Source organism: Cutibacterium sp. LaCa_89, assembly GCF_058177555.1.
The window spans coordinates 82,922-93,860 of record NZ_CP190889.1 but is presented as its reverse complement, the minus strand read 5'-3'; the positions used below and the strand labels follow the sequence as shown (position 1 = coordinate 93,860).

At 64.3% G+C, this 10,939-nt stretch carries 10 protein-coding genes; 4 read left to right on the top strand and 6 right to left on the bottom strand.

Annotated elements, in window-relative coordinates; all coding sequences use genetic code 11:
* Nucleotides 1–41: 41 nt before the first annotated feature.
* Nucleotides 42–1,202 carry a 6-phosphofructokinase gene (locus ACP8LP_RS00410; protein ID WP_252908521.1) on the bottom strand — a complete coding sequence of 387 codons (1,161 nt, stop codon included), beginning with the start codon at nucleotides 1,200–1,202 and terminating at the stop codon, nucleotides 42–44.
* A gap of 138 nt (nucleotides 1,203–1,340) precedes the next feature.
* On the opposite strand from ACP8LP_RS00410, the gene ACP8LP_RS00405 reads away from it, so the two are divergent.
* Both ACP8LP_RS00405 and ACP8LP_RS00400 read left to right on the top strand, forming a co-directional pair.
* Nucleotides 1,341–1,964, top strand: a complete 624-nt coding sequence (locus tag ACP8LP_RS00405; RefSeq protein WP_252908518.1) for a sigma factor-like helix-turn-helix DNA-binding protein — start codon at nucleotides 1,341–1,343, stop codon at nucleotides 1,962–1,964.
* Nucleotides 1,961–2,353: a hypothetical protein gene (locus ACP8LP_RS00400; protein ID WP_063279650.1), complete on the top strand. Its 393-nt coding sequence runs from the start codon at nucleotides 1,961–1,963 to the stop codon at nucleotides 2,351–2,353. Before ACP8LP_RS00405 ends, ACP8LP_RS00400 begins: the two co-directional genes overlap by 4 nt.
* Before the next feature lie 134 nt (nucleotides 2,354–2,487).
* Here ACP8LP_RS00400 and ACP8LP_RS00395 read toward each other — a convergent pair whose 3' ends face one another.
* From ACP8LP_RS00395 to ACP8LP_RS00380, 4 genes are all read right to left on the bottom strand, one after another.
* Nucleotides 2,488–4,854 carry a glycogen/starch/alpha-glucan phosphorylase gene (locus ACP8LP_RS00395; protein WP_252908517.1) on the bottom strand — a complete coding sequence of 789 codons (2,367 nt, stop codon included), beginning with the start codon at nucleotides 4,852–4,854 and terminating at the stop codon, nucleotides 2,488–2,490.
* A 56-nt stretch (nucleotides 4,855–4,910) separates the two neighbouring features.
* Entirely contained in the window at nucleotides 4,911–6,203 is a 1,293-nt protein-coding gene (locus tag ACP8LP_RS00390; RefSeq protein WP_279187182.1) for a chloride channel protein, read from the bottom strand.
* 44 nt (nucleotides 6,204–6,247) lie between these two features.
* Entirely contained in the window at nucleotides 6,248–7,705 is a 1,458-nt protein-coding gene (locus ACP8LP_RS00385; RefSeq protein WP_279187183.1) for an NAD-dependent succinate-semialdehyde dehydrogenase, read from the bottom strand.
* Nucleotides 7,706–7,886: 181 nt separating this feature from the next.
* Nucleotides 7,887–8,183: a hypothetical protein gene (locus ACP8LP_RS00380; protein WP_252908516.1), complete on the bottom strand. Its 297-nt coding sequence runs from the start codon at nucleotides 8,181–8,183 to the stop codon at nucleotides 7,887–7,889.
* 336 nt (nucleotides 8,184–8,519) lie between these two features.
* Here ACP8LP_RS00380 and ACP8LP_RS00375 point away from each other — a divergent pair, with 336 nt between their 5' ends.
* Together ACP8LP_RS00375 and ACP8LP_RS00370 are read left to right on the top strand one after the other, a co-directional pair.
* Nucleotides 8,520–9,272: an ABC transporter ATP-binding protein gene (locus tag ACP8LP_RS00375; RefSeq protein ID WP_063279654.1), complete on the top strand. Its 753-nt coding sequence runs from the start codon at nucleotides 8,520–8,522 to the stop codon at nucleotides 9,270–9,272.
* A 2-nt stretch (nucleotides 9,273–9,274) separates the two neighbouring features.
* Entirely contained in the window at nucleotides 9,275–10,720 is a 1,446-nt protein-coding gene (locus ACP8LP_RS00370; protein ID WP_252908515.1) for an FtsX-like permease family protein, read from the top strand.
* 51 nt (nucleotides 10,721–10,771) lie between these two features.
* On the opposite strand, the gene ACP8LP_RS00365 is transcribed toward ACP8LP_RS00370, so the two are convergent.
* Complete coding sequence (locus tag ACP8LP_RS00365; protein ID WP_016666663.1) at nucleotides 10,772–10,927, bottom strand: hypothetical protein; 156 nt, start codon at nucleotides 10,925–10,927, stop codon at nucleotides 10,772–10,774.
* Nucleotides 10,928–10,939 lie beyond the last annotated feature (12 nt).

The following is a 10,939-nucleotide window of genomic DNA, read 5'->3' as shown; positions in this document are numbered from 1 at the left end:
GGCAGACGAATGCCCCTGGCCGAGGCCAGGGGCATCACAACTCAGTCGCCGAGGCCCGTTCCGACCTCGCGAGCTGCCTCGACCCACGGATGGTCGGAGGGCACGTACTTGACCTTGCCGGCGACCTCCTTGAGCGGAACGGTCATCGTGTCCCCGCCCTTGGCAGCCACCATGACGCCGAACTCACCGTCATCAACGAGCTTGGCTCCCATGGTTCCCAGGCGAGTGGCGAGCAGCCGGTCATGGGCACACGGGATGCCGCCGCGCTGCACGTAGCCGAGGATGGAGACTCGCGATTCCAGCCCGGTGGCCTCCTCGAGCTGGGTCGCCAGCTTGAGGGTGTTGTCGCGCATCGAGTGCTCGAGGTCCTTCTTGGCCTTCTTGGCAGCGGCCTTCGTCTCTGGGGTCTTCGAGGCATCGACGAGGGCCTGGGCCCCAGCCATCGCAGCGGAGTCGGCCTCGTCGCGGGCTCCCTCGGCCACCGCGATCACGGAGAAGTTGAGGCCCTGCTTCCGGCGCCTCTCCACCGCCTCGACGATGGAGTCAACCTTGTAGGGCACCTCGGGCAGCAGAATGACGTCGGCGCCGCCGGCGATGCCAGACCCCAGGGCGAGCCAGCCAGCACGGTGGCCCATGATCTCGGCCAGGATGATGCGGTGGTGGGAGTGGGCGGTGGAGTGCAGCCGATCGATGGCCTCCGTGGCGATCTCGAGCGCCGTCGAGAATCCGAAGGAGTCATCGGTCCCGACGATGTCGTTGTCAATGGTCTTGGGCAGATGTAGGACGTTGAGTCCGGCCTTGGCGAGCTTGTAGGCATTCTTGGAAGTACCACCGCCACCCAGGGTGACCAGGGCATCCAGTCCCAACTTCTCGTAGTTGTCGACGATGGTGGGGACCATGTCCTTTTCCTCACCATCAATGATCATGCGATTGACCTTGTCACGGCTGGTTCCGAGAATGGTTCCGCCGACCGTCAGGATGCCGGAGAGGGCGCGCGGATCCAGGGTGATCGTCCGATTCTCGGCCAGCCCGAGGAAGCCGTCCTGAATACCGATCAGCTCCATGTCGTGCTGCCGAATGGCTGCCTTGCCAAATCCACGGATCGCGGCATTGAGACCTGGGCAGTCACCACCAGCGGTGAGGATGCCGACCTTCTTCTTCTTGGACATGACGACTCCTGATCTGTGTCGGGTGTGCTCCATCCTCCCACGGATGACGTCACCAACAGACTCGTCGGAAGTAAGGGTCCACCTCGTCCCACGATCAACCACTTCAGCTTTTTACCTTAACACTGTTACGATTAAGGTAATGACCTCAAGCCCGTATGAGGGGATGTGATCATGCTCGCCTGGGTGATCCTGGCCGATCAGCTCGAAAGCCGCAGTCATGACGACGAGGTCCCCACTCTCCTGGACTCCCTCACCTCCCCGGGACTCCTCGTCAGCTCGACGGATTACCACGTCGGCACGCCACACTGGACCCTTCCACCAGAACGCACCTCCGGGGACGAGGTCCAGGCCCTCTCGACCGACCCTGCCACCCTCATCCATGCGCTGTGGACAGCCGGTTGCGGGCCGTGGCGAATCGGCCTCGCCCATGACGAGGTCGTCACTCCGCTGCCAGATTCCACGAGAGCTGCGCGCGGACCGGCATACGTCAAAGCCCGTCAGGCCATCGAGGAGTGCAGACGCCGTCGCGCTGGTGTCCAGGTGGCCACTGACGGGACCGACGCCATGCGACGGTTCTCCCAGGTGGCCAGCGTCGTCGTCGACCTGGCACGCGGATTGCGGCCAGCCTCTCGCGACATCGTCGCGTCCTACGATCTGTCCATGACCAGTGAGGAGACCGCACGAGCCCTGGGTATCAGCACTTCAGCCGTCAGCCAACGTCTCACCCGTGCCCGCTGGGAGTACCTGGTGCAGACTCGCCAACTCGCCGTCGATCTGGCCCGGGATGTGCAATGACCATCGCCATGAGGATCGCGGCCGTCCTCGTCGTCATCACCGCGGTGTGGGCCGGGAAGTACGTCGTCTCCCTGGTCTTCCACGCTGCCGGGGTCCACACCGACGGTGACAAGGGTCTGCTGCGTGGCGGGCTATGGATCGGCTATCTGGAGAGACTCGGCATCGTCACCGCCATTCTCACCGGATATCCAGCCGGCATCGCCGTCATTCTCGGCGTCAAGACCCTCGCCCGCTATGCCGAACTGAAATCCCAACCCACTCCGGGTACCGAGGCTCAGGAGGCCAACGAGGAATCTAGCGCGGCCATCGAGCAGTTCATCATCGGGACGATGACATCGGCCCTGTGGGCGGTCCTGCTGGCCCTGGCCGCCAAGGCGCTGTGGCGCTGAGACTCACTGCGCGGATTCACGACACTGAGACTCGCAGCACTGGAGCTCACGCCGTCGAACACACCTGGGCAGGCAAACGCCGGGCCACCCTCAGGGCAGCCCGGCTACCGCCGTCGTCAGTCAGCCGACGCTGCTCAGTCGATCGGAGCCGGATCCAGCTTCCACACCTGCTCGGCGTAGTCGCGAATGGTGCGGTCCGAGGAGAACCGGCCGGACTTGGTGATGTTCACCCAGGCCTTGCGGGCCCACCCGCGGGCATCAGCGTGATCGGCAGCCATCTTGTCCTTGACGGTGCGGTAGGACTCGAAGTCGCCGAGCACGTAGTAGACGTCGGGGCCCTCCCAGCCGGGCTCCATGAGGCTCTGACGCAAGTCATGGAACCAACCGGACCCGTTGTCGTCGAGGGTGCCGTCGGTCAGCGCGTCGATGACTCGCTTGAGACCAGGCACGTTCTCGTAGTGCCAGCGCGGGTCGTATCCGCGCTTGAGGGAGGGCAGTTCCTCCTCGGTGGCACCGAAGATGTAGGCGTTCTCGTCACCGACGGCGTCAAGGATCTCGACGTTGGCCCCGTCCAAGGTGCCCAGGGTGAGCGCACCGTTCATCATGAACTTCATGTTCGAGGTGCCCGAGGCCTCCTTGCCGGCCATCGAGATCTGCTCGGAGACGTCGGCGGCCGGGATGATGTGCTCGGCCGGGGAGACGTTGTAGTTGTGGATGAAGACGACCTTGATACGGCCGTTGATGTCCTCGTCGTTGTTGACCAGGCGAGCCACCTCGTTGATGAATTTGATGATCGCCTTGGCACGGATGTAGCCAGGAGCGGCCTTGGCGCCGAAGACGAAGACGCGCTTCGGGACGTCGAGGGTCGGGTCGTCCTTGAGACGGAAGTACAGATCCAGCACGTAGAAGGCGTTGAGCAGCTGGCGCTTGTACTCGTGCAGACGCTTGATCTGAACGTCGAAGATGGCATCCGGATCGATCTCGACTCCCTCGCGCTCGGCCACCCAGGCCGCGAAGTCGACCTTGTTGGCGTGCTTGATCTCATTGATGCGGTCGTAGACCGAGTCGTCCACGGAATCGGTGTGGTTGGCGAGCAGCGAAAGGTCCTTGACCCAGGCGTCGGAGCCGGTGACCTCGGTCAGCAGGGCTGCCAGGCGCGGGTTGCACTGGTTGAGCCAGCGACGCGGGGTGACGCCATTGGTCTTGTTATTGAACCGCTCCGGCCAGATCGCGTGCCACTCCTTGAGGGTCTCGCGCTTGATGATCTCGGTGTGCAGGGCTGCGACGCCGTTGATCGAGTAGGAGGCGTAACAGGCGATCCACGCCATTCGCACCTGATTGCCCGAGACGGGAGCCATGTACTCGATGGTCTGGCCGTCGAGGCCGCGCTTGCCCATGTCCTCACGGAAGCGGCGGTCGATCTCGCGGACGATCTCGGAGATACGCGGGAAGAGGCGATCGAAGATCTGCATCTCCCACTTCTCCAGGGCCTCGGCCAGCACGGTGTGGTTGGTGTAGGCGAAGGTATGGGTGACGATCTCCCAGGCCTCTTCCCAACCCATGCCGTGCTCGTCGAGCAGAATGCGCATGAGCTCGGGGATGGACAGCACCGGGTGGGTGTCGTTGAGCTGGATCGAGTTGTACTTGGCGAAGTCGGCGAGGTCCTCGCCGTGGTGCTTGACGTAATTGTCAACGATCTCCTGCAAGGAGGCCGAGCAGAAGAAGTACTGCTGACGGACCCGCAGCACCTTGCCCTCGAAGGTGGTGTCGTTGGGGTACAGCACACGCGAGATGTCGGAGGTGCGCTCCCGCTCGACGATGGCGTCGGTGAAGCGCTGGGAGTTGAAGGCCTGGTAGTCGAACTGCTCCATCGGCTCGGCCTTCCACAACCGCAGGGTTCCGACGTTGCGAGTTCCGTAACCGGTGATCGGCATGTCGTGGGGGATGGCACGCACCCACATGTCGGCGTAGCGGACGATGCGCTGCTGCTCCTCGCGGCGGATGACGAAGGGGTAGCCCTCCTCCATCCACGGGTCCGGGTGCTCGGTCTGGAAACCGTTGTCGAAGAGCTGCTTGAACAGGCCGTAACGGTAGAGGATGCCGTAGCCGGTAACGGGCAGTTCCAGGGTGGCGCAGGAGTCGAGGAAGCAGGCGGCCAGACGACCGAGGCCACCGTTGCCGAGGGCTGCGTCCGGCTCCTGCTCGAGCACCTGGGACAGGTCGATGCCGAAGCTGGCCAGGGCCTCCCGGGTCTCGTCGACCAGGCCGAGGTTCGACAGGTTATTGAGCAGGGCTCGTCCCATGAGGAACTCGGCGGAGAAGTAGTGCTCCTGACGTCCTGCCTTGTAGACGGCGTCAGTGGCCTCCCAATCGTCGGCAATGCGGCCCACGACGGAGGCTGACAGCCCCTGCCACACCTCCATGGGGGTCGACGCGGTGACGGTGCGTCCCGAGGTGGATCGCACCTGGAATGCGATTGCTGAAGCCAGATCCTGAGTCATGTGCCCTTCCTTGGTTGGGAGGATCGCCGCACGGCGGCTGGTACATCCAGGTCAGACTATCGCGAACCTGATGTATTCTCCGGAGCGCGACCGATCCCTCCGTGGAACCCCGGCCCGCGTTTGCCGATGAGGACGAAACCAGCCCACCCGAGCAGCACCGCGACGACAACGACCGGAACACCCAATGCCCCGGCACGGGTCAGCTCCAGGGCGAAGGCGGCCGCGAAAAGGGGGGCACGCTGGGTCATGGACAGCACACAACCGGCTCCCACGATGGCCATCATCGTGACCTGGGAGGGGGAATCAATTCCCGCCGCTGCCGCGATGAGAGTGCCGATGAGAGCACCGGATGCTAGGGATGGGGTGAGCAGACCGCCGGCAGCGCCGGACCTCAGAGCCATCGTGGTGGCGAGGATCTTCCCGACGAGCAGAATCGCCAACGTGGCCGGGGCGACGGGGTGGGCCAGTACCAGATTGACGATGACCTGACCGTTTCCGACCACCTCGGGAGCCATGAGAGCGATGGCCGTCACTCCGATCGATCCGAGCGGCACCGTCCACCACAGTCGGGAGGTCACCGGGACGCGACGTTTCATCTCCCCGAAGAGCACGCCCATCCCTGCTCCGATGGGGGTGGCTACTGCGACGAGGAGGATGATCCATCCCAGACCGGAAGGGGTGACCTCGGCCACCGGGGAGCGGTAGATGGGCCGATCATGGTTGAAGATCCAGGCCGTCACCGTCGAGAGCACCGAGATGACGACGGCAATCCCAACCTGTCCCCAACCGCGCCGGGTGCGCAGGTTGGGACGCACCGTCAGTTCCAAGGCATAGAGAGCACCGGCGACCGGCACGTTGTAGACCGACGCCAGACCAGCCCCGGCAGCACTGGCCAACAGCACTCGTCTCGTCGCGGCGTCGACGCGGAAGCCGTCGGACAACCCCTGGGCGGCCAGGGCAGCCATTTGACGAGGCGCGGCTTCTCGGCCCAGGGAGCTTCCCGACCCGACGACGACGAGCTGGGCCAGGGCGTCGACGATGGTTTCGATCGGCCGCAAACGTTTCGGGGAGTCGACGTCGACAGCCTGGCGTACCGAGATGATCGAACCCAACGGACGCGGACGTAACCACCACCACGTCAGGCCCGCGATGACAGCACCTGCGATCGGGGCGACCAACCGTCGCCACATGACGACCCCGCCGACGCCGGTCGTCGAGGAGGAGAAGGGAGCACCGAAGGCACAGGCCTCGATGAGGTGGGACAGCTCGCCGATGAGGCCACCGATGAGTCCGGACACCAGCCCTGTCAGGACGACGGCGGCGATGAGTCGGAGACGTGAGATGCCCACCCGGCAGACGCTACCGTCCCACCCTCGAGATCATGTCCTTTGAGTCACGCCGGAAGAGCGACGTAGATCGTCTCCAGGAATTCCTCAATGCCCTGGTAGGAACCTTCTCGGCCCAGACCGGACTCCTTGACGCCACCAAATGGGGCAGCCGCGTTGGAGAAGACACCGAGATTGGCACCGATCATGCCGGTCTCCAGCTTCTGACCCATCCGCAGGATTCGGGCGGTGTCGCCGGTGAAGACGTAACCGGCCAGTCCCACGGGGACGGAGTTGGCGATGGCCAGGGCCTCTTCCTCGGTGCTGAAGGTGGTGATCGGGGCGATCGGTCCGAAGATCTCGGTCTGCATGATCTCGGCATCGGCGGACACCCCGGAGAGCACCGTCGGCGGGTAGAACCAGCCCTTGCCCGCAGGGATCTCGCCGCCGCAGTGAACAGTCGCACCGGCCTCGACCGCGGAACGAACCAGGCCGTCGACCTTCTCACGATCCTTCTCGGTGATCATCGGGCCGACCTCGGACTTCTCGTCCAGGCCATCCCCGACGGTGAGGCCGGACATCATCTCGACCATCCGGTTGGTGAACTCCTCGGCCACCGACTCGTGGACGATGAACCGGTTGGCAGCGATGCAGGCCTCTCCCATGTTGCGCATCTTGGCTCCCCTGGCACCGGCAATGGCCTGGTCGAGGTTGGCGTCGTCGAAGACGATGAATGGAGCGTTGCCGCCCAACTCCATCGAGGTGCGCAGCACGTGCTTGGCTGCCTTCTCCAACAGGTTGACGCCAACCCCGGTGGATCCGGTGAAGGAGAGCTTGCGCAGCCGCGGGTCCTCCAGGATGGCGTCCGTGACGGCGTGGTCACGACCGGTGATGACATTGACGACCCCGGCGGGAAGACCGGCGTCGACGAGGGTCTTGGCGAAGAGCAGGGTGGTCAGCGGGGTGGCCGAGGCCGGGCGGATGACCACCGTGCAACCGGCGGCAAGAGCCGGGGCGATCTTGCGGGTGGCCATGGCCAGCGGGAAGTTCCACGGGGTGATGAACAGGCACGGGCCGACGGGTCGCTTGGTGACGAGCTGGCGGATCTTGCCCTCCGGGAGCAAGCCGTAGTCACCGCGAATGCGCACTGCCTCCTCGGAGAACCAGCGCAGGAACTCCCCGCCGTAGGTGACCTCTCCGTAGGACTCGGCCAGCGGCTTGCCCATCTCGAGGGTCATGAGCTTGGCGAAGTCGTCCTTGCGCTCGGTGACGAGCTCGAAGGCCTTGCGCAGGATCTCGCTGCGCTCACGCGGGGAGGTGTCGGCCCAGGACCCCTGGGCACGGACGGCGGCGTCGAGGGCGTCGGTGCCCTGGTCGACGGACGCATCGGCAATGGCGACGAGTGACTTCTCGGTGGAGGGGTCGAGGACGTCGAAGGTACGGGACGCCTCGGCGTCCACCCATTCTCCGTCAATGAGCAGCTGAGAGGGCAGATCTGATGGGAGCGAGCGGTCGTTGGTCGTCATGGACACACCATACGACGGGACCTCGACGATCCGAGGGGTTCGGCGACTGTGCGGGCGGGATCGGTGCCGATGGGGGTCTTCCGGCGCGGCGGGTCATGGCGAGGCCGACGAAGATTTTTGCCTTCAGTCTCTTCATTTCCCCTGGAGGTGTATCTTTGATCCCAAAGGAACCTTATATCTGTCAGGACAGTATATCTGTCGGCTCGCCGATCCATCCGATTCCATTATTTATTACTTGTATTTCACTAGGTTCGCGAATATCTATGGCGAGCATCATTGCCATATGATGAATCTCGTTGTTTGCAGGGTCAATATGACCAAGTACTCTTACGATGGAATCTGGATCCATCGTCTCTAGTTTTGGTGGATTCGGGATCTTGTCTCCCCAGTCCTCTACTGGCTCGTAGCGAGCCCTACCGCGCAGGAGGTTACTTTCCTCGATTCTGTACACTACTTGCACTATATCCAGGGGGGTCACTGACCCAGAATCCCAGTACCATGTTGCGTAGTTCGGATGAGATCTTGAGGTAGTACTTAAAATAATAAATGTAAGCATCGCGTGGAGACATCAATTCCATGCTACAGCCTCTCGCAGGGTGCCTTACAACAACTAGAGGATAGGGATCTATTCCACTCTGGTCACGGCACCGATCTGAGACAGCGAACAACCCTGCGCGCTGATCTTCTTCCTCGACGCTCCCATGATCATCGGAGCCGAGCCCGTGACACCACCGTTCTCCCACCACAGGAGGACCCTCCAATTCGTCCGCCAGCACGATGCGCGACGAGGGGCTCGGGCAGCACGGTGGATGACATGTTGACGCCAACCCGACCCAACCCTCACGCCGTCGCCGAACCTGTCCCCGGCGCTCACCTCCGCACCCTGGGACTGACGAAGACCTACGGGACGACTCGTGCCCTCGACCACGTCGACATCGCCATCCCGGCCGGCCAGTCGGTCGCCGTCATGGGGCCGTCCGGATCGGGAAAAACCACCCTGCTGCACTGCCTGTCCGGGATCCTCTCGGCCGACTCCGGCAGCATCGAGCTGGGTCTGCCCGACCGCGTCGTCAACGTCGAGAGTCTCTCCAGCGAGGGACGGGCCCAGCTGCGTCGCCAGTCCCTCGGGTTCGTCTTCCAGCAGGGAATGCTCGTCCCCGAGCTCACCGCCGTCGAGAACACCGCCCTGCCTCTCATGCTCAATGGCGCCTCTCGGTCACAGGCCGTCGGGTACGCCGTCCAGTGGCTGAGCTCGATGGGACTGGGAGGCATGGAGGATCGACGCATCGGTCAACTCTCCGGCGGCCAGGCGCAGCGAGTGGCCATCGCCCGATCCCAGGTCATCGACCCGGCGATCGTCTTCGCCGACGAGCCCACCGGAGCCCTCGACTCGGCCACTGCTGTCGAGGTGATGTCCATCCTGCTCTCGGCGACGACCGGGAGGGGACGCACCCTCATCGTCGTCACCCATGACGAGGGCGTCGCCCGCCGCTGTCAGCGCATCCTGCGCCTGCAGGACGGCCGGATCGTCTCCGACGAGATGCGTCATTCCGACGGGAGGTGGTGACCATGACCACGAAGTCCACCATTGAACCGGGAACCGCGGATCAGCAGATCCCGTCGATCTCCGTCCCCGAACCGCTCACGACCAAAGCGGGACGCCCGGCGACCTCGTCGATCCTCGGCATGACCCTGCGCACCTCGGCCGCTGATCACTCGACCTGGCGGCTGCCGGTGGTCGCCTTCGCGGTCATCACGACGATCATCCTCGACGTCACCGGCGGTGCCGTCATGATGTGGCACCTGCCCGGTGAGAATGCCTCCTTCTACAAGCTGACCTCGTCAATCGCCGTCATCCTGCTGGTGTTGCCGCTGATGACCCTGGCCTCCTCGGCCGCGCGGTTGTCCGCCCGACGTCGCGACGACCGGCTGTCCTCCTTACGTCTCATCGGGGCGTCATCCCATCTGCTGCGGGTGGTCACCCTGGTCGAGGCGGGCCTGCAGGCTCTCGTCGGGTCCCTGCTCGGCATCGTCGGCTACCTCATCTGCGTGCCCCTACTGGGACGACTGTCCTTCAACGGCAGCCAGATCGGTGCGGGCTCGGTCCTGCTCGGCCCCGCTCCGGTGGCCGGGGTCATCCTGGCCCTGGTACTCCTCGCCCTCATCAGTTCCGCCATTGGTCTGAGACGGGTCGACGTCTCTCCCCTCGGGGTGCGAATGCGCAGTCAGCCCCGCTCGGTGTCATGGGTTCGGCTGGCCATCGGGGGCGCCATCGTCCTCGTCCTCGTCTCCTCGAAGGCTGTACTCAGCGTCCTCGGACGTCAGACCGGCGTCGTCGGTGTGTACGTCTTCCTCGCCATCCTGCTGGCAGCCGTCGTCGAACTCGCCAACATCATCGGCCCTAAGCTGTTGTCGATGTACTTCAAGCACCGCCTCAACAAGGCCAGGACTGCCACCGACCTGGTCGCTGCCCGTCAGGTGCTGGAGAACCCGCGGGCTGCCTGGACCCAGGTCGCCTCCCTGGGAGCGGTGTGCGTGGTGGGAATGCTCGCAGGAACCGGGGCCGCCATGATGCAGGCGGCGGGCAACGGTACCAGCGCCGACCCGGCTGCCCAGATCATCGGGCAGGACCTGCAGACCGGCACCATCCTACTCATTGTCTTCGCCTTCGCCACGGTGGCCTGCTCGGTGGGCGTCAATCAGGCCTCTGCAATTCTCGACCGCCGCTCGGTCGAGGTGGGTCTGGACATCGTCGGGATGGACCTGGCCACTCAGGACAAGGTGCGACGGATCACCGTCATCTCACCAATGAGGTTCGCCATGGTGACGGGCCTGGTCGCCACCGGGCTGCTGATCGTCCCGATGGTGGGGGTGGCCCTCGTCCTGAGGCCGGTGACGATCCTCGTGACGGTCGGCACCATTCTCATCGGTGCAGGCATGGTGCGGCTGGGTCTGTGGGCGACCCGTCCGACCCTGAACCGGGTACTTGCCGACGGACTGGCTCGGACCGAGTGAGAGAAGGCCCGACAAGACCGGACCTGGCGAGGGACGAGGTGATCTCGACGATCAACTCCGCTGCTCGTCGTCGGGGCCCTCGTCAATCCCCTCCATGCCGAATCGCCACACCTCGTCGATCCAACCCCTCCGCACCGAGCGGATCCGGCTGGTCACTGCAACGACACTAGCCAGGACGGCAAGACTCGCGAGGAGGGGTTTGTTCATGGTGCCACTCTA